Origin of the sequence: Aporhodopirellula rubra, from assembly GCF_014192335.1 — a bacterium.
Lineage (GTDB): Bacteria > Planctomycetota > Planctomycetia > Pirellulales > Pirellulaceae > Rhodopirellula > Rhodopirellula rubra.
On record NZ_JACHXU010000006.1, the window covers coordinates 383,477 to 404,121 of the forward strand.

Annotated in this window: 14 protein-coding genes; 9 read left to right on the top strand and 5 right to left on the bottom strand. The window is 54.5% G+C overall.

All coding sequences use genetic code 11. The features are described 5' to 3' along the window. Positions 1-220 precede the first annotated feature (220 nt). Both FHS27_RS11100 and FHS27_RS11105 read right to left on the bottom strand, forming a co-directional pair. Positions 221-3,082 (bottom strand): transglutaminase domain-containing protein, encoded by a 2,862-nt coding sequence (locus FHS27_RS11100; RefSeq protein ID WP_246419453.1) that lies wholly within the window; start codon positions 3,080-3,082, stop codon positions 221-223. 102 nt (positions 3,083-3,184) lie between these two features. Beyond that, the gene (locus FHS27_RS11105) at positions 3,185-4,432 is read right to left on the bottom strand and encodes an aminotransferase class V-fold PLP-dependent enzyme (RefSeq protein WP_246419455.1); all 1,248 of its coding nucleotides are present in this window, start codon (positions 4,430-4,432) and stop codon (positions 3,185-3,187) included. 268 nt (positions 4,433-4,700) lie between these two features. Between FHS27_RS11105 and FHS27_RS11110 the strand changes: the two genes are divergently transcribed. The 9 genes from FHS27_RS11110 to FHS27_RS11150 all read left to right on the top strand — a co-directional run bounded on the left by FHS27_RS11110 (position 4,701) and on the right by FHS27_RS11150 (position 15,518). Next, entirely contained in the window at positions 4,701-5,702 is a 1,002-nt protein-coding gene (locus FHS27_RS11110; RefSeq protein WP_184304999.1) for a phosphotransferase, read from the top strand. A 449-nt stretch (positions 5,703-6,151) separates the two neighbouring features. Continuing rightward, positions 6,152-6,769 (top strand): RNA polymerase sigma factor, encoded by a 618-nt coding sequence (locus tag FHS27_RS11115; RefSeq protein ID WP_184305000.1) that lies wholly within the window; start codon positions 6,152-6,154, stop codon positions 6,767-6,769. Beyond that, a complete protein-coding gene (locus tag FHS27_RS11120) occupies positions 6,766-8,877 on the top strand; it encodes a serine/threonine protein kinase (RefSeq protein ID WP_184305001.1) in 2,112 nt (703 codons plus the stop codon). Before FHS27_RS11115 ends, FHS27_RS11120 begins: the two co-directional genes overlap by 4 nt. A 963-nt stretch (positions 8,878-9,840) precedes the next feature. Continuing rightward, positions 9,841-11,043, top strand: a complete 1,203-nt coding sequence (locus tag FHS27_RS11125) for a DUF1559 domain-containing protein (RefSeq protein WP_184305002.1) — start codon at positions 9,841-9,843, stop codon at positions 11,041-11,043. A gap of 103 nt (positions 11,044-11,146) precedes the next feature. After that, positions 11,147-11,338, top strand: a complete 192-nt coding sequence (locus FHS27_RS11130) for a hypothetical protein (protein WP_184305003.1) — start codon at positions 11,147-11,149, stop codon at positions 11,336-11,338. A gap of 862 nt (positions 11,339-12,200) precedes the next feature. Continuing rightward, a complete protein-coding gene (locus FHS27_RS11135; RefSeq protein WP_184305004.1) occupies positions 12,201-12,425 on the top strand; it encodes a hypothetical protein in 225 nt (74 codons plus the stop codon). Positions 12,426-12,563: 138 nt separating this feature from the next. Next, positions 12,564-13,775, top strand: a complete 1,212-nt coding sequence (locus tag FHS27_RS11140) for a DUF1559 domain-containing protein (RefSeq protein WP_184305005.1) — start codon at positions 12,564-12,566, stop codon at positions 13,773-13,775. Positions 13,776-13,991: 216 nt separating this feature from the next. Next, the gene (locus FHS27_RS11145) at positions 13,992-14,882 is read left to right on the top strand and encodes an FRG domain-containing protein (protein WP_246419457.1); all 891 of its coding nucleotides are present in this window, start codon (positions 13,992-13,994) and stop codon (positions 14,880-14,882) included. Between the two features lie 336 nt (positions 14,883-15,218). Next, the gene (locus FHS27_RS11150) at positions 15,219-15,518 is read left to right on the top strand and encodes a hypothetical protein (RefSeq protein ID WP_184305006.1); all 300 of its coding nucleotides are present in this window, start codon (positions 15,219-15,221) and stop codon (positions 15,516-15,518) included. Positions 15,519-15,610: 92 nt separating this feature from the next. On the opposite strand, the gene FHS27_RS11155 is transcribed toward FHS27_RS11150, so the two are convergent. The 3 genes from FHS27_RS11155 to FHS27_RS11165 form a co-directional block, all read right to left on the bottom strand. Next, the gene (locus tag FHS27_RS11155) at positions 15,611-16,771 is read right to left on the bottom strand and encodes an alginate lyase family protein (protein WP_246419459.1); all 1,161 of its coding nucleotides are present in this window, start codon (positions 16,769-16,771) and stop codon (positions 15,611-15,613) included. A gap of 420 nt (positions 16,772-17,191) precedes the next feature. Next, positions 17,192-19,633, bottom strand: coding sequence for a hypothetical protein (locus FHS27_RS11160; protein WP_221225013.1), 2,442 nt, complete (start codon positions 19,631-19,633; stop codon positions 17,192-17,194). 90 nt (positions 19,634-19,723) lie between these two features. After that, on the bottom strand, positions 19,724-20,488 hold the full coding sequence (locus FHS27_RS11165) for an alpha-L-fucosidase (protein WP_246419468.1): 765 nt from the start codon (positions 20,486-20,488) through the stop codon (positions 19,724-19,726). Positions 20,489-20,645 lie beyond the last annotated feature (157 nt).

Here is a 20,645-nt window from a genome sequence, read left to right on the forward strand (position 1 = left end):
CACGACCTTGGAATCGACCCAGACCAAATCAAACGCGTTGAACCAAAATCCCCGTGAAACCAACCCCAACAACATCAAACTGGCGCTGTCCAGCTAATCAGGAACGAAGATTCGTTAGGATCAATCGGCCTCAACGTCGGCAAAGAACCGAGACATCCAATCGGAACTTGAACACGCCGCCCCATCCACCTTCACTCCAGTCGCGAGCTTCGTTTCAAAATCACTCGGCGAAGGTGACGATCGGGAAAATCTCCGGGATATGTGAATCCCAGACGCCGTGCATCCCCGCCGCCCAACCACCTGAATCGGCCTCCGGTGGATCTGTCTTGTACGAATTGAACCGAAACAGTTCGATCCGCCACTGATCTCCCGGCTGAGGAGGCAGTGAACGCTGATCCCCCGCGGCGAGCGCGGTCATTTCTTTCCAAGGGAACGCGAGCTCGACGGTCCAGCCTTCATCGATATCTGAATCGTTGTTGAGTGTGCCTTGGATATCGACCGCGGATTGAAAGTTTGGGAAGTCGTAACCCAAGAACGCGATGCGTTTGCCGCGTGGATGATCGGTAAAACCAACGCCGTTAAACTCTTGAGAGCGAGGATGGCCCCGTTGGAGTTGTGAATCGCCCGCGTAGAGATCGTTTGTGAACGCGTCTTGCCAAACAAAGAACGCTTCATAGACCGTGCCGTAGGCATTGATTTCGAACTCGTAGTAGGCATCCTTCCCGGCAATGAATATCTCGACATCGTTGTCGTAATAGATCGTGGCGTCTCGCTCGAGAAATTTCGCCGTCACATTCGGTTCAACGACATTGAATCCGACGTACAGATTTTCGTCGTCCCAAAGGAGCGAGGCGCGTGTTTCGTGCTGGGTCGGCTCCCCACTGACCATATCAACGAACGGAGCGGTCGTTACTGCCGATCCCCAGGCCGATTCGTCGAGTTTGCCATCGACCACAATCGGCTGCGTCGTTTTCACAGCCTTATAACGGGGAATCTCCGCATCACCGATGAGTGATTGAGGAAACGGCTTAGGAAGAGTCACCGAAACGGAGTGAGGGAAAGCAAGATTGGGATCGCCACGGTCGCCAAGCGTCTTGACCAAATCGCCGATCGTCCTTTCGACCAAACCTTCGAAGAGAGTGTCTCCTCCGCACGTGATCTTGACCGGCTGATCGAGGTCGATGAATCGATCATCGAGCCGTACTTGAACTTGCTCGACACCCTCGCCGTTCAGCCGGATGGTTTGGCCGTCGACCTCCGCAATCATCTGGCTGCGTGGTTTGCAATGATCGTCATCGACGGCGAGCCAATAGAACTCATTATGCGTGACATCGTCTTGCACCCATACGATACGCGAAGGGGTGGGATTGCGAACGTGTTCGGCCATCCAAGGAATCGCGACCGCATCCTCGCGATCCATCCAGTGCCCCTTGGCGGGATAAATCTTGACGAAGTGTCGATAACCGTCTGCGTCGGCGGCATGCAACGTCGCCAGCTTTTCTTTCCACTCGGCGGCGATTTGATTGCGTTTGTACGCCGCGTCCTTCCCACCCATCTGCAACGCAAAAGGCACATTGCGTAGACCTTTCGCGTCGGTTTCATTCGGGTGCCCGGCCATCATCGCGGCCGCCGCCCAGTAATCCGACATGCGTGGCGCGAGTTGATAAACGCCATCACCTCCCGCCGAATAGCCCATCACGTAAACCCGGTTCCAATTCACATCTTCGAGGGCGACCATGCCTTCGATGAGTCGTTTCAACATCACGTCGATGTGTTCTTGATGCCACAGGTTCCATGTGTTGGTTGGGGCGCGAGGGGCGAGATAGATTCCTTGCTCAAGCGAATAAAGCTTTTTCTGGTTTTCCCACTGTCGATCGTTGACCGCCGCCGGTGCACCGCCACCCCCATGCAACGAGATGTACAGACTCCAACCATCGGACGGTTTCTCGCCAAACTTCTCGTACGAAAACGGCATCGCCAACTCGCCATGCCGGATCACGCGTGCGTTGATTTCAGCCGCCCGTTGTTCACGGAGAATCGATAAATTTTTCGATGCCAGAATCTCCCGTGCCTGAACACAATCCGATTTCGTCAGCGGGACCTTTGCAAAATCTTGCAACACGAGCGGCTGAAGATTTGCATTGGAACTCAACCAAGACTGCATCTGCGAAACCGCATGAGCAGAGGCACCGGCATCGATTCGTTGACGACGCAGTTGAGCGTACCGATGAGTGACTTTGATCGCAGGAATAGAATCCAGCGTCCGATCCCAAACACATGGAAACGACAGAGACGTTCGACGAAAACTGGTCGCATAGATGGCATGTTTTGGCTCGTCGGTGGCGGAGGCGGCTCGCTTCAGAAACCATCCGTCATTGAGCCGATCTCCTGTGGGTTCGGCGGCCCCTGTGAAATGCCACCCGTCGTCCCAAATTTCGACCCAAGAATGATTCCCGCTGCCGTCCGCCCACAACGGCGTTCCCACGAAACGAGCCGGCACACCCACTGCGCGACACGCGTCAATCAACAAAACGGATAACCCCGTGCACGAGGCCGTCTTCCCTTCGATCGACTCATAGGGACTCTGGTCTGCCTTGGCTCGCTTCGTCGAGTAACGCACGTCGAGAATTGAAAAGATCTTCTGATTGAGAATCGTCGCGACTTCGCTCGTTGTCGTGGCATCAGCGACGAGTGGCAAGAAACGCTTTCGAAAATCGGCTCGCCAATTGTCACGTCGCTCGTTGATGCTCGCGTAGGGCAAAACATCATTGTAGAAAATTTCGATCGGGATCGATTTCGCCCACGGATCCGACTCTCGCGATCGATAGGCCAATTCCGCGTTCTCCAACAAGAACTCCGCCTCGAGCGATTTCAGGTCATCGTCGGGCATGTTTTCAATCAAAAACTCCATGCCAGGCCGCTGCGTCTCAGGCACCTTCGCGAGTGCCTTCTCAATCTCCACGCGATTTTCGCCGGCTACGACGAGCCGAGCGTCCTGATCCAACGGCGGCTCCGCTCGAACCCCCGTATCAAGCAAACCGACGATTAAGAGGCACAGCCACCATCGTGTGATCATCAACATCAAAGCCACCATACGAAACAAGGAACTGGATTTGGGACTCGATTCTCGAGCCGCCAGCAAATTCCTGCAATGCCCGAGGTCTGCAATGTCCGAGAACACACCCTATTGCACGATCTGCAACAGCACATCCGCAAGACGTTCATATTGCTCGATCGAATTGTATGCCTGCGACGCGATACGCAGACAACCTTGGTTACCGATTTGCAACACAGGAAATTCAAACCGATGCTCGACTCGGAGTCGCCGTCCGATCTCTCTCATCTGATCCGAGGTGCGATCACGCCATTGTGGGATCGGGATCGTCGCCAGACTGCCGAGCATCGTTTCGGGAACCGGCTCATCGAGACCGAGTCGGTCGAGAATCAATCGCCTCGCCGAGACGACCAATTCATGATTGATTCGCATAAGCGTCGCCATTCCCTCGCCTTCGCCAATGGTTCCGGAGTGCAGACCACTGAGAAATTCGATCGCCGTTGGGATTGCCAGCAGAGGCGACGGATCGAACGTTCCCGGCCAATTGAAATGGGATTGAAATTTCGTTTCGCCAAATCCTTCCGTGTTGGCACCATGACTGATCACGGTCGGCAGGATCTCGTCCTGCCATTCTTCGCGGGCAAAAAGAAACCCGGACACTTTGGGGGCGCACCACCATTTGTGATGATTGGCGGTGTAATAGTCTGCGCCGATTCGCTTCAAGTCCACGTGAAGCATACCTGGACCGTGCGCGCCGTCGATCATGATCCGCACTCCACGAGAATGCGCTAACTCGACGATATCATTCACCGGCATCACGATTCCGGTCGGACTCGTCACATGATCAACCAACATCCATCGCGTCTTGGGTGTGATACACGACGCGATCGCATCGGTCACTTCATCCGGACCTCGGATGGGGAACGGAATATCCGCAACAACAACCGTTGCTCCGGCACGCTGAGCAGCATGCCGAACCGCGTTGCTGCACGCGTTGTATCCGTGACTGGTGATCAGCACTTCATCGCCGGCCCGCAATGGCAAGGACCGCACAACCGCGTTCACTCCGTCGGTCGCGTTTCGCACAAAAACCACGTCGCGCGGTGATGCATTCATCTGCGTCCCGACTAACTCTCGAACTTCGTCCAACTTCGGAAGCAAAGTGCGTTCGGGAGCGAGAAACTCAATCGGCTCTTGCTCCAAACGCTCGATCCATTGCTGCTGGGCGGCGAAGACGCATCGTGGAGTTGCGCCGAATGATCCGTGATTTAAAAAATCAACGTCGGGTCGAAGCATCCAATGTTTCGCGAGAGGGCTGGGTTTACCGAGAAGGCTGGGTTTACCGAGAAGGCTGGGTTTTGCGGGAGGGTTGGCCAAGTTTCGTTCTCTTCCGTTTGAGGACAATTTCCGTTTGTGACAAGAGTCACTGCACCCATGCAGCCTCATCAACAAAATCGCAGTCAAACTGCCCGTGTTGATGCCACGCGTGGCCGCTGTCATAACGTGAAGCCTGAGTGCCTCGAAGGGAAGTGGGGCCTCCCGGAAAGACGATTTGAAAGTGTGCGCATTCGACGGTCGCTCACCCCAATATAGTCTCCCAATAAGAATTCCTTCAGCCAAATTTCCTTCGCAGCAAAGCCCGACAATGGACCTACTACCTGATGTTCACGATTGGCTGCTCGACGCGTTGCCGGGGCGGCACATCACCGGCACCGCAAACTTGCAAACCCTCTGGAGCGGCTACGGATCGATCGTTCGCGTTGGGCTCGACGGTGGACCAGAGGAATCGGTGATTGTCAAACAGGTCACCCCGCCGACGGAAAAGGACCATCCACGTGGTTGGAACACGAACTTGTCGCATGAACGCAAACTTCGTTCGTACGAAATTGAATCGTGCTGGTACCGTTCGTGGAGCGACCAGTGCGATGCGAATTGCCGAGTTGCCAAATGTTTGGCACAAGGCACGATCGCGGGTGGCCAGGTCCTCGTACTCGAAGATCTCGACGCTTCAGGTTTTTCGGTCCGCCGTCATCGGCTCGATGAGAACGGCGTCGCAACAGGCCTCCGCTGGTTGGCTCACTTTCACGCCACCTTCATGGGTGTCGACGGGGAAGGATTGTGGCCAACGGGAACTTATTGGCATCTCGAAACGCGTCCTGACGAATGGGCAGCGATGCCAAACGGCGCGCTCAAAGATGCCGCGATAACGATCGATCAGCGTCTGAAGTCCGCGAAATTTCAAACGCTAGTTCACGGCGACGCGAAGGTTGCCAATTTCTGTTTCGCAGAGAGTTTCGAGACGCCTCCCGCGATGGTCGACTTTCAATACGTCGGCCGCGGGTGTGGGATGAAAGACGTCGCATACTTCCTAGGCAGTTGCTTGGATGAATCGCAGTGCGAACGAATGGAAGCCTCGCACCTGCAAATCTATTTTGACACCCTTCGCCGATCACTCACTGAGCGCCATGCCGACCGCGGAAACAAAATCGATGTCGAGTCGCTCGAACGAGAATGGCGGACACTCTACCCAATCGCGTGGGCTGACTTCGTACGTTTCCTCGAAGGCTGGTGCCCCGGTCACGCAAAACTGCACCGATATTCTCAAAAGATCGCGGACACGGCGATCAAAAACCTGTCCGACACTTAAACGCGGCAACAAAGCCCCGTTGCCAGACTCGTTCACTGCCCGTCTCGCAGCGACTCTCACCTTGCAGCGACTCCCTCCTCACCGCGTCAGCCGACAGAATCGGCACCGAATCTATCGGTAAATCGCCTGCAATCGACATTCGCTGGCCTGCAGAAATTTATTGAGCGGCCGTTTTTTGCGAGGTAAACTGTTTGACGGGGAACCGTCGCAAGGATTTGCCGCAAATCGGCAGGACGTCCATTTCCCGGTGACTGATCGGGCTCGCCTTTTTTGTTGTAAATTATACCTGTGGGGCGGTGTCATATCTCCCGTTTGAGATGGGGTCCGCGGCGTGAGCCTTTTTACTCCTTGGGGCGAAACGAACGCTCGATCCTGACCTCCCCCGCCCCGTTCGTACCGCCCCGTTCGTACCGCCTCGGTTCATCAGTGAGTGCCCGCCCGTCGGCCCCATGCAATCATCCAGAAACCTGCCGACCAGGATCACACTGCTCGAACGGGCACAATCAGGAAAAGACCATCCGGATTGGAACGAACTGCTGCAGTACTACGAACCGTTCATCCGTCGCTTCCTGATCGGAATGGGGACCTCACCCTCGGACGTCGACGACGTGTGCCAGCAGGTACTCTCGCGCGTTTGGCAAGAACTCGTGAACTATCGACGGGTTGAAGAGAAAGCTCGGTTCCGAACTTGGCTCACTCGACTCATCCTCAACGTCGCCACCAACGACTATTGGAAACGAAAACGGGCTCAACGCGTCGGCAGCACCGACGTTAGCAATCTCGAAGATTTACCACAAAATTCACCGGAGATCGAACAGCGTATCGAGGCCGAGTGGCAAAGGCATGTTGTTCACCTCGCGATGGATCGCATGAAGGAGATCTTCTCCGGTAATGCAATCGAGGTTTTCCTTCGCAGCACCGAGGGAGAATCATCGGCCAAAATCAGCGAAGACCTCGGCGTGAGTGTCCAGAGTGTTTACGTACTCAAGAATCGAGTGAAGAAAAGGCTCGCCCAAGAAGTCAAACTGCTCCGAGAACAACTCGAATTTCCGGACTCTCCTGAATGAACACCGAACCTGCAACCGCCTCTTCCAACGGCGAGGAAGACGATTCGCATCGTCGCATCGATCCACTCGTGAAACTTCTCTACGAAGCCTCAGAGGAGATCACTTCGGAAGAGATGAACAATCCCTCGACGTTCGATGAGATCTGCCCACTCTACACGTCGATCTGCAAAATCGACGACCGATATCAAAATCCGGAGTTGATCGGTCGTGGTGGAATGAAAGAGGTCTTTCGGGTCTATGATGCCAAGACCGTTCGACACGTCGCGTTGGCAAAACCGCTTGCCAAATTCTCGCACGATCACTTCGACGCATTTCTGCGTGAAGCGCACCTGACCGCGCGTTTGGAACACCCCTGCATTATCAACCTGTTCGACATGGACGTGGACGCCGACGGTCGCCCATTCTTCACCATGGAATTCAAACAAGGACGTTCGCTCCGCGCGATCCTTGATGAACTTCGCAACGGTCATGAACGCGATCGCTTTCCTCTGCGCAAACGACTGATGCTGTTCATGCGGGTTTGCGAAGCGATCGCGTATGCACACTCGCAACGCGTGCTACACCTCGACATCAAACCCGACAACATCCAAGTCGGCGAGTTCGGCGAAACCCAGGTCTGCGACTGGGGACTCGGCGTCGTCATGCCCACTGATGAAACGATGCATGATTCCGAGGTTTTACTCGACCCCGACTTGTACGGCCCGCTGCTCGATTCCGTAAAGGGGACACCCACGTACATGGCTCCCGAGCAAAAAAACCGGGACGCGAAGAAGACGCCTCAAATGGACATCTACGCTCTCGGTTGCGTGCTCTGCGAGATCGCCACCCTGCAACCGATTGCCGCCTACCAAAAGAAACGACCGCAGACGGATTCCGCGTTGGCCGCGATGATCCAGAAAGCCACCGCCAACGAACCCTCTAATCGCTATGCGGACGTCGACTGTCTCCACGAAGACATCTCACGGTTCTTGGCCGGGTACAGTGCCTCCGTCGAGCAAAGCAGCGTCCTACGTGAAGTCGGACTGTTTTGGCGTCGTCATCGCGACGTGTGCGCTGTCGTCTCAGGGTCGGTCATCATTCTCCTTCTTTTTGCCGCGTTGTTTGTTTCGCAACTCAGAGAAAAACACCAAGCCGCAGTCGCCGCACGCGCCGATGCTGAAACCGCATGGATCCGAGCCGATACCGAACGAGCTCTCGCCACCACCGCACAGAAGAACGCGGAACGCGCCAAAGAACGCGCCGAAGAGTCACTCGCGAAATACATCGTCGAGAAAAACAAATCCGAAGAGCGATTGAAAGCACAAGTCCAGTCGGCAGTTGCACTATCGGACGATCTGACCAGCATTCCACTGATCCCGGAAGACACGTTTACCACGACAGTAAAAATGTCGATGCAACATATCGACACCGTCCTTTCTAACAATCCGCCACCGGAATCACGTGTCTGGCACAAGAAGTTTTGGCTGTATTTCCTGATGCAAGATTTCAAGTCAGCCACAAAACTACTTGATGACGAAAAAGGGGTTGAACCCGATCTCGCTGACTTCGCTCGCCGCTACGTCAAGAAAATGAACAGCAGTGGCTACCTCAACACCGCGGCGTTCGGACAACTCATCACCAACCTGTGCCAATCCAGCCGGTTCCGCGCCCCGTTGGCGGAAAAGATGCTGATCTACGATCTGAGATACCCACGCTCCGTCGAAGACCGTGTCAAACTCGTCTACACCTGGGTCCGAATCAACAATCGCAAACCGGCTGACCTGGAACTGGATTTCGACGCCGAGAGCAAAGCGGTACGACTCCGCGGCAATGTCCAGTCTCTCGTTCGCACACTGTCGTCACCATGGCCGCCCGGCGTCAGGGTAAACCTTCTTTACACACTCAATCCGAAATCATTAGATATGCGCGGTACCCAAGTCAGTGATCTTACTGAACTCAGCGATCTCGATCTCATCGAGCTTGATATTCGAGACACCAAGGCCACCGATCTGTCACCACTCGCTCAGACTCGCAGCCTTCGCCGACTGATCGTTGGCGTGGATCAGTTTCCGGAGGCTCAACTGACAATGCTTCGAGACTCAACTGATATTGAAATCGTTCAAGAGTAGCCACTTCGGATGAGTCCGATTTCAATAGTGGGCCGGTATCCACTGTTCCCACATTGCCAACGCTGCCTCGCGAATCGTGTGCGTCCCAAAATAGAAACGCACACAGATTGCGCATTCCCTGACGGCCAAATGGGGACGCGCCAACGCGTTCAATCATGGAATCGTCGCGCCAGGCTCGAAGGCAACTTCTCATGCCCTTTGAAGTTCTCCTCGACTTTCGCCACGAGTCTTCCGCTCGCCCGATCCAGCTTTCCTGGGTGGTGAGGCACACCCAGACTGCGCGTATGAACAACGATCCAACCAACTGCGCACATCTGCAAAGAAAGCAGCGTGCAGTGTTCATTCCCAACCTCGAAATCGTCCTTACTGAGGACTGAGACGCCATTCCGAGCGCTTGCCGTGAGATTCTTTCCGAATAATCCAGGGGCAAGTGTTAAGGATCGTGAAAACGCGTTGTTTAACACTACAGAGCACGCCGTTATCAGCACGCATCGAGGCGACGCGAGGCATTAATTCAACGAAAAGGGTTCAGCGATCATTTCGAACGCACATAGGCAATTGAGCCCACCCAAACGGGCCTTTACCACTACTTTGGGAACCGGACCTACCACCCAATCAAACAGTACCTGATTAGACAACCAAACTTCGCTTCCACGCCACTGAGCCACCAAACGTTCCACATCCTTTGGCTCGCATTCAATCGCGAGTCCCGCTGGCAACGTTGGACACGCACCGAGGCGGTTGCCCGCCGACTTTCGTCGACGGCGTCCAAAACGCCGAATTGAGAACGCCGGACGGGACACACGATTCGGGACGGAATGGAAAGACGAGCCAGCATGGAACCGAAGAACCTCGTTGGCTGTTAGTCAGAAAACGCAACCTAGACATCACGATTTTGTACCACCTCAAAGGTTGAAGGCACTGCCTTCATCCCCTTTGTTCTTTTCTCTGGAGATTTAAGAAATGCGACGTTGGAAATCAAGAGAGGGTTTTACGCTTGTAGAACTCCTCGTAGTAATCGCCATCATTGGTGTTCTCGTTGGACTGTTGTTACCGGCCGTGCAAGCGGCACGAGAAGCCGCTCGCCGCATGAGCTGCAGCAATAACTTCAAACAACTCGGTCTTGGCGTTCACAACTACCACTCCGCGTTCAACCAACTGCCCGTTCAAGGCGGAGGTACTCGCAGTACCGGAACCGCGCTATGGAACGATCGGGCTACGTTCAACAACCTGCGATTGAGTATGCTCGTTGGCATCCTTCCGTTCATCGAACAACAGGCCAGCTGGGAACAAATCAGCAACCCGCTCGCGTTCAATTCCGACGGCACCACCAAGTCACCTCCGTGGCCGGCAATGGGTCCCACCCCGGACAACCTGGACTACGGCCCATGGGTCACTGAATTCCCAACGTATCGTTGCCCTAGCGATCCCGGCCAAGGGCTACCTGCTCTCGGACGAACCAACTACGGAGCATGCCTGGGCGACACGACTTGGCGAACCAACCACGGCGGTTGGACCCAGAACCGAGATAATCCCACAACGAACACACGTGGCTCACACCGCGGATTCTTTCTTCCGTTTCCATACGAAAAGAAACAATTCCGCGATTGCCTGGACGGGCTCGCTAACACCATCGCGATGGGCGAACTCATTACCTACAACGGTGACGGGGACATCCGCGGGACGTACCCGGACAACGTGGGTCTCGGCAATACAACCGGCACCTACAACACTCTTCGCGATACGCCTGACTATTGTGCCACCCACGCTAGTGGAATCGATCCGAATAGCCCTCAGCGTTGGCAGACGCCTTCGACACAATCGCGATTGGGACGCGGCTATCGCTGGGCCGACGCACAACCACTTTGGAATGCCACCTTCACCATCCGTCCACCTAACGCCGAGATCTGCGGTCGCGGCTCCAACGGAGACGATCTCGACACGATGGGCACGATGTCGAGCCATCACCAAGGCGGATGCCACGTGTTGATGGGCGACGGCGCCGTGCGATTCATCACCGATTCGATCGAAGCCGGAAACTCCAGTGCAGGCCAGGTCTTCGAAGCAGGCACCGGGGTCCGGTCACCTGGCAACGCAAGCCCCTACGGTCTTTGGGGTGCATTGGGGACCCGAGCAATGAAAGAAGTCATCGACCAAGACTTCTAAGCCAGCTCCCAATTTCGGTTGCACTGTTTCTATTTGCAAGGAAGCAGTGCAACCTCTCTTTCGAAAACTCCCCTGTCCTCCATCGTTATCCACTAAAAACAAAATGTTTCGCACTTTTGCATTTACTGCTTTTCTCCTCTTCACATTTTCGATCACTTTAGGCTGCGGCGGTACCGGTTCGGATCCCACGTCCGCCGTTAACGGAGTGAGCGAGGACGAGTGGGCAGCGTTCAAGGCCCAACAAGCTGAAGAACAAAAGCAAGCCGATCTCGAAATGGTGGGCGTCACCGAGTAGGCCATCTAAAAGACGCCATCACGGCCGTTCTCATGCAAATGATGCTCGGCATCACAAACGATTCGTTGATAGGCGATGCCCGGCATCACCTATCAACCGAAGTGCACCACATCACCGATGCACCTATCCCAACCACGAGCAATCTGCGGTAACCCACGATAACCGTCACTCCGGGAACAACGCATGTTTCACCGGATGCAACCAATGCCTGTGCGGAGCGGACTAACCGAAAGGGGCAAATTGCCTCTTGAAGCGAATCGCGGCTGACTCTTTCAAAACAGCCTGCCCCCATGTCAGCCTGGCCCTAGGTCAGTTTGGCGTAATCGAGGCATCCTGGATGCCTCAACAACTCTCATTGGCTCCTACCAACACGTAGCGATGCCACCAATGGCAATCGGCATCGATCTGCTTCCGAGCAATCATCTCTCTCCGATTGCAAACTCCACCGGATTTCCTCTCGTGTCTTGGTACCAAGTGGAAAACCAGGCGGCGGAAAAATGCATGTCCTGCACGCCCCTGCTTTCGGGGATGCAAAAGCCAGCGCGACTATTCAACAGTGCGCATTTCATCTTCTTAATTCGCTGTATTACATACCCCCAGCGCCAGTGTCACGTCTGGCGTCGCTACGTCCGCCTCCGATCGACCTATTGGGCATTGAACCACCACAAAAAACACCTGTTGTGACATTAATCCAAATTAATTTCTCAACGGGTGTTAAGACTCGCGATTTCCGCTTGTTTAACAGTACAGAGAACGCCTTTAACAAGAAACATTGAGGCGCCAACGCACGCTATCTCCAGAAGCAAAGTGCGACAGATCGCCCCCCCAACGATTAAAGAAGATACATCAGAGGATTCCCCAAATGAAAATGATCACAAACCTCACACTGGCCCTTTTTGTCTCGGTCCCCTTCGCGTGCACCATCGGTTGTGGCGATTCCAATCAACCGGTCGATGTGCTCCAAGGCCAATCCCGTGAGGACCTCGACGCTCAAGCCGACGCAATTTCGGCCGAGTTCGAACGTTCTGGCGAAGAATCTGAAATGGCGGGGCCGACCGCCGAAGAGGAAGCAATGAACCGGTCTTAAGGCCAACGTTACTTGAAGCGAATCACCAGTTCGTTACCTTCGCAGCCTTCGAAAAACAACATCAGTAGCATCAGCGCACCACGGTTGTGCCTGACCCCAAATCAATATTTTGTCTGTTAAGTGAGTGAGAAAAGAAACATGAACACCATCCCCCGTCCCACCAATCGTGGCAATAGAGAAGGCTTCACGCTCGTCGAACTTCTCGTCGTGATCGCAATCATCGGCGTGCTCGTCGGTTTGCTCCTGCCGGCCGTTCAAGCCGCACGCGAAGCGGCCCGTCGGATGAGTTGCAGCAACAACTTCAAACAAATCGGTTTGGCGATTCACAACTATCACTCCGCCTACAACCAACTCCCCCAAAACATGTCCGGCACGGACGCACGGGGAACCGGCGACAACAGCAAGAACAACGCGTTGCTGTTGAGCTGGCTCGTTGGCGTCACTCCGTTCATCGAACAACAGGCTATCTGGGAACAAATCACCAACGGTGTCGATGCCGAAGGCGACCAATACCAACCGATGGGCCCGGCGCCATGGTACGGTGGTTTCCAACCGTGGGCACTCGACATCCCTGCTTTCCGATGCCCGAGCGATCCCGGCGTCGGACTTCCTTCGCTCGGACGCACCAACTATGCGTGTTCCCTTGGCGACAACCCACGGATGACACACTCCGGCGGTAAGAACCGGACCGATTACTACGACTGGAACGGGACCGCGGCATGGCCGGGTTGGAACGCGGTTCAAGACCTCGCCGCACGAACCACTAGCGACTTGGCAAACGTCCCTGCATGGGTGCGTGGCAGCAACCGCGGTATGTTCTGGAGCCGCCACGTGACCAAGTTCCGTGACGTTCTCGACGGACTCTCCAATACAGTCGCCGCTGGTGAAATGGCTACCAGTGTCGGGCAAAAGGAACTCATCGCAGAAGTCGCTTCGGGAGCGCACTACAGCAGCTTGTTCACACCGAAGAAGTGCCAAGACTTGGCAGACCCCACTCGTCCTCAGTTCTATCCGAGCACCCAAAACGTACTCACCGGAAATCAGAGCCGTGGATCACGATGGGCCGATGGTCGGTGGGTCTTCTCGGCTATCCACACGGTTCTGCCACCGAACTCGGCAACCTGCACGACAGGCGGCGACAACGGGCAAGGCATCTCGTCCATGTCGAGCCGCCACCAAGGCGGTGCTCACGTCCTGATGGGCGACGGAGCCGTGAAGTTCATCACCGACTCGATTGAGGCAGGAGACGCAAACGCCGACCCAGTACAGAAGGGCGAAAAGAGCCCATACGGTCTCTGGGGTTCACTCGGCACCCGAGCTTCTCGCGAAATCATCTCGGAAGAATTTTAGAATCGCGAGTCTCAACAAATATCCACAAACATCCCGTTGCCAATGCAGCGGGATGTTTTTTTGTCGATGAAACCACGTTCAAGGTCACCTACATCTGCCGCGGTCATTCCTCTCACACTCTTTCTTGAGTCCCCTTCATCGATTGATTTGTGTTGGGAAACGATCTGATATACGGGCTGAGTCGTTCGACCGGATCCTAATCCCACTTCCTCATTGATGGCCGTCCTGCCACAATCCGCCCCATCGGCTAAGATCGAGCGACAAACGAGTCACGACCATTCAAATCAAAATTGCGACGGCGGGAGCGGCCAAGTGCACGTTCAGACGGCGAAAAACTGGGGTCATCTTCAAGATCTTCTACTCGGCGGTGCCTGGAACGAACAACTCGGACGGTTCCGATCCTCGTGTGCTTTTCGCGGATTGTCCGACGCGTCGTATCGACTCGACACGACGTTGATCCGGTTGGGAGGAGCATTCGATCGACTCGAACAGCACCTGCTGCGAAACTTCAAAAAGTACGCCCACCGCAACGTGGTCGCGCGTGACTCTTATTGGCACTGGCTCTCACTGGCGCAGCACCACGGCCTGCCGACTCGATTGCTGGACTGGACGCACTCGCCTTTAATCGCCGCCCACTTCGCTACCGTCAGCACAGAGAAATGCGATATCGACGGTGCCATCTGGCGCATCGACTATGAACAAACTCATAAACTGCTGCCGACAAAAATTCGCGACGAACTGCAGAAGGAAGGCGCCAACACGTTCACCACCGATATGCTCAATCATGTTGTCTCGTCGCTAGGCGAGTTGGACCTGATGTCGAACGATCCTTTTCTGTTGTTTTTCGAACCACCTTCGATGGACGACAGAATTGTCAATCAGTACGCACTCTTTTCGGTGATGTCGAACGCAAACTTGGGACTCGATATTTGGATCAAAGAACACCCTGAGTTGTGTTCGAAAGTAGTCATCCCCGCGGAATTGAAGTGGGAAATTCGCGACAAATTGGACCAGTGCAACGTCACCGAACGAGTGCTGTTTCCAGGCCTAGAAGGACTCAGCCAATGGCTGCGGCGACATTACAGCCCGAAGTCACCGCTTCCCTGAATCGACTCAAATCGCCACCGGCCGCGACTCACGTTCCGGGGATCACTCACCCGTGGCGGACGTTCATTGCAGCATGGCCAGAACCTCGTATCCATTGGAACAGGGCAGGGCACCGCGATGTGAACGATTCCTGCTCTACGATCACCTGGGCGTGGTTTTCCGTCTGGCCCGTGATTTGCAACTGAGGATTTGCAACAGAAGTCGAGTAAGTGCGATCCACGCGACGTAAAGCGTGAAGGCGACCGACGGCACGTCGATTCCCATTGATGCCATTGGGTACGTCGTGCGCGTTCGCATTCGACAATTCTTAATTTTTAACAAACGAGGCCCCAACCGATGTCCACACTCAACGTACACTGGCGTCACACCGCCTTCTCTCACGACGCGGGCATGCGAACCAACGAAGACGCCGCCCGAATGAACACCGATGCGGCGAGAACGGGCGTTCTGAGCGACGAACACCAAGAGGTGATCGACAATTGCCCCGTGATCGTGGAAGACGTAACCGGACGAGTCTATCGGGCCGCCGATCTACCACCGGACACTCGCGTTGTCGTCAACGACGCCAATCATGTCGCAGACCCGATCGTCGAACACGCGAAGCGGTCCGGATTCGAAATTGTTACAAACGCGTAAAGGACGAGAAACGCCCCCGGTAACACGTTACCTCTACTTCAATGGCGAACATGATTGCGGTCTATCAGTACGCGGCGAATTCGGATCCCACGTCAGGGTTTGATTGCGGTGGCGGTGACTACGTTTGGCATTCCGATGGCGGTTAAGCTCCCCCATTCGACATGAGCCCCTGAACGCGTCTTTGTCCGCGTTTTCATCGCCGCCTTTTCGCTGTAAGGCATCCCGATGCCAACCCGGTCGCGATAGTGATTGATCGCTCGCTGATAGATCGGTGCGAGTCGGCCGCGCGCTTCATCGGACAGCCTGCGATATTTGTATCGACCATCAACGCTGCGATAAGTCTCGTAGGGCACGCTCTCGCCCAAATTGTATTTCGCCGTATATTCGAAACCCAATGCGAGACGATTGTCGTACGCGGAATAGAGATCGACACCTTGCTTCCACGCCATCTCGCAAGCACAACCGAGGAACCCGATCCCCATCTGCGCATGATTTTGATCGCGACCGCTTTCTTGGCATTGCCCGAATCCGTTGAAGTAGTTGCGAACAGCGCCATTGCCTTCTCCGTGCAAGAAATAGTCAACGCCACGATCAAAGATTTCACGATCGTCTAGAAAGATGCCGATCGCGATCATTGTTTGGATCATGGAGGCATCCCAGTTGCCATTGGCGGAGGGATAGAAGTCTTTAATCTCCGGGTAAAATACGTCTCGCAGCATTTTTTCAAAGCGCACTTGGTCGTCCGCTTTCCAACCGGCCTCCGTATGCCGAATCAGTTCCGCAGCGTTGCAGAACTTGACTCCCATCATGCCGATCAACAGCTTTGTATCGTGCCCGCCCACCATCTCTAGTGTGGACGACCACGCATTGAGAATCTCGATCGCTTTTTCAGCGTACGCTGGATCCCCAGTCAAACACCACTGAAGCGCGTGCAAATACGCCGCTGAACAATCGGCCGACAATTCGGAACTGCCAATGTCCGGATTATTGTAAGGTCCGCGCACAACTTTCGTGGACGGTTTTGGCTGATGGTTAAGCGATGCCAAATGAGTTGACTGCAAACGGTCAAATGCATCCTTCCAGGGCTGTTCACTGCGTTCGACTTTCACTCGAAGCAACGCAATTTCCTCACCACTATGCAAAAGACCAGGATGCACGAAAGGTGCAGACGGGTTTGGCACCTCGTCGGCCCAAACCATGGTCACTGAGAATAGCAGTACGTAAATGCCTCCGAAGCGAATCACATTCATCATGAACCGTCGTCAAAACTATTTTCTGAAGTAACAAAATCTTGCGGCTGCTTCATGGCGAGAGCATCTCAAACGATAAGGTGCCCATTCGCAATCGCTTGATTCATCCGAATTCAAGCCGCCGAAGTGGTGCGACATCGGATATCCCTTTTCGGGGACAGCTCTAGCAGCGCCACTTTCGCGTTGATGGTAACCTGAAACGCCGATAATAACACTGCGGTTTTGCGTCACACATTGTTTATTGGTGACCGAAGCTGTTTATCGGCAACCGAATTTCATCGACAATCCAAAGTTTCCATGTTTAATTTTCACCTTCGGTTAATACGATCGAATGGGCCACAATCTCGGGAGCAAAATTAACCGAGCATCGGCAGCACATCCTCGCTCGATGCTAACGCCTGCCCGCATCAACGACTACTCGCATCAACGACTCGCAGCGGACGACTGGACCAATACCCATTCGGTATCCACTGTCTCGTCGAGTGGGAGGTTATACGTAATTCGATACGTATTTGAAGCAGAATCAAAATCGACCTGCCAAAAATCGTTCCCATGGACCGATTGATCAAAGGCGACACGACGGCCATCAACAATTTGAAACAATCGCTGCCCGCTCCGATTCGCCAGTCCACAGAACTGAATCGGCACAGCGCCGACACCGCCGTGAATCGCAACGGAAACCTCGGAGGCCTTCGCCTGTATGACGATTGGGTAATTTCGCAGAACACGCCCGCCCGTGACATCCAGCTCGAGTGAGTTGCCGCTCACCTCTCGGTACGTGGTTTTCCAAGACGTCGGGTGAGAGGCGAGGTGCCGTTTGAAACCTTGATTTGGACCGTAATAGTCATCCGCAACTCGTGGCAGGGTAATCAGTTCGATGTCCATCTCGATGCGGTCACCTTTTTTGAAGCGACGAATCCCCTGAGGAGGCCGCAACTCGAGATCGAGATTGGTCGGATCGGTAGCGTGAACCGGGCTACTGATCGTCGGATTCGTATACGCTTGACCTCCGATGACGGCATCGAACCGACGGACAATCAATGCGCGGTAACCGTTCGGCTTGCTTCTCGCAGCGTCCGCTTCGGCCGCCCCCGTGAACGATATCCAATGAGGTGCATCGCCGGTCAACTCGACGTTATCCAGGAAGAGTTCCCCTTTTGCCAAATCGGATGGAACCTCTCGTCCTTGAATGAGACCATCGGCATTCCCATAGTCGATTTGAGGAGTTCGATAGGTATACGTACGACCAAGTTTGTATAACCAGATTTTGCTCGCATCAACGTCTTGCTCGAATGTGTACTCCAAGTTCTGAAACGTGCGGCAATAGTCGTCCGTTCGCAACGTTTGAACTTGAACCGACAATCCAGCCTCTTGATTCTCGCCATAGAACCCTTCATAGCGGACATCGGTTAAGCACGGCCCATGCGAAACATAGGCGGTTTTCAGGTTATTGGGAAAGAACTTCGGCTGTCGGGCATCCCGCAGATTCAACCAGTCGCCACCCCAACCTGCTTCAGTCCATCCCCATTTCTTGCCCTTGATTCCGTCGCGTGTCATGAGGGTTCGGATATCAGTAATGGCGACATCCACCAAGCTCATGTCCATATCAAAACAAATCGTTTCTCCCCACGCTCCGATTGCCAATTGATCCCAGCGTCCGTGTCCGCCGTAACCGATCAAGCACAACTGCGAATGGCTCGCCGATGGCAAGGTTCCGTAGAACCCGTAAACCATTCGCATGCGGTACGTCGTCCGCTCCGTCGTCGGCAGCATCGCATACGTCATCAGGTACGATCCCATCGGCCGGTAATGCCAGTTCTTACTCAATTGGACGGGAATCCCCATCGGCTGACCTTCTTCATCACAAAGAATCGGACAAACGCCGATCACACTCGCCGGTGGCCGCATGTCAATCAATAAAGGAACAGGCGTTGTCGAGTCGGAACCGGAAACCGTAATCTCAAACTCGTCGTACTCGCGAAGTTCCGCTGATTGCTTTCGCCCCCGTCGCCTCAAATTTTCAACCGTCGCCACGTAGCAGTTCTTCTGCTCGTCGAAATGCACGGGCATCGACGGTCCACCCACGACCGATACGGTGACCTGCGAAGTCGGAGTGGTGGCTTTCTCGATCTCACATGTCATCGTGACGCGTTTCTCTTGTCCGGGCTTCACCGGTCCTTTGATCGATCCTTCCTGACGCCAATTCCCAATCTCACTTTTCACCCCCAATCGCATGTTGCACTGTGAGCAATCGAGCGTTCCGTCAACGATCAGGTTGAATGTCAAACTGCCTGGCCAAGCGACCAGATCGAGGCGGGTGTTGCAGGAAAGCAATTTCCCGTCGCGATTTTTGAAATCAAGATTCAGGAAGTCGTAGTGTTGAACAAAACGGCCCGATTCCCATAAACGCACCGACGCCAAACGTTTGACGCCATTCTGCAGCCCCGCCTCACATGTGTTTGCCCGGTAGGTTTCGCCATCAACGTCCATTTCGATCAACAAGTCGGCTGCGGGAAGATCGCTGAACGGAGCACTCTTTGGACTCACCGCCTGTTCATAGGTGACCTGCTTGCCAATCCGCCCCAACGTGAAGTTGCGAAAATCGGCGACATCGAGCGTCATGGCATATCGGTTCGTCTCGATGGCAAAGATATCCGCGCTCTTATCATTGGCATTTTTCCGCCAACCGTTTTGCCAACAACTGATCGTATAATTCTCCGCGGCCTCACTCGCGTTAGCGAACAGCAGCAGCGTTATCAACAACATCATCATCAATTTCGCGAAACCACTGCCACGGTGCGATGCCAATCGCGTCACGAGGAGGCATAGCGAGTCGCGGTGGAATAGGCTGTGGGACTTCAACATGGTCATTCCGAAGTTGCACCTAATGAATCGTCTTGTTCTCATTCACGCCGCCTCGGTATCAAATCGGCGGTGGAAAACGATATCGAAAATCTACTTCGACGGTTGGGCGGGAACATTGCCTTCCAAGTCCACTCTCAAGGTGCGTCGCAGTGCCTGATCAGCGTCCGATACGATCACATTCGGATGGTGCTGTTCGCGATCGGTATCAATTGCAAACGACCATGCGTACTTGCCCGATCCGAGGTCGGACGGAGGCGTGATCCGGAGACCATCCGAAGTCATCGTCCACCCTACTTGAGAATCACTGCCCAACAGCCGCACCGACCCAATGTTCGCCTCGGTCCAACCTGCGGTACCTTCGATCACGAAGGGCTCCGCCGGCCTGGTCAACTTAATCGCGAAAAGCGTTTTTTCCTTGGTGGTAAATGCGAGGTGTTCGTTCTCTTGCGAGTTCAACTTCCAGTAACGTGTACCATAGATCGCGTCTGCGTTCACGTCCAACCAATCGCCCATCGCATGCAGGCGTTCAACCTGCCATGCGGGAATCGTGCCATCCGCCTTGGGACTGATGTTGATCAGAAAATTGCCGTTGCGACTGATCACTTCGACCATCTCGTGGATCACCGATTCGATCGACTTATTGCGTTTGTAATCGGGGGCTTCCTCGGCGGCGAGATATCCGAATGAAGTCCCAAACGTTGTGCAACTTTGCCACTTCGGTCCGATCACCTTGAGTTTGAGGTTGTCTTTCTCCAAACAACCGACGCCGTCGGGCCAGTTGCGATTGCCGCCCTTGTTGTTGCAGTAGACCTCTTGCCCTCGCTGCGCACCTGCGTTCATAAAATCCGTGATCATCAATCGACATTGGTCGTAGAAGTACTTGATTTCCGGCTTGAAACGTCCTGCCGATGCCTTGTGTAACCGTTCACAGCCCGGTTCAATGAATCAGGCGGCAGCAGGGGCGCTTGGCTCAGATATTTTTGGCAGGAGAGATGGTGCGGCATCACCGGAG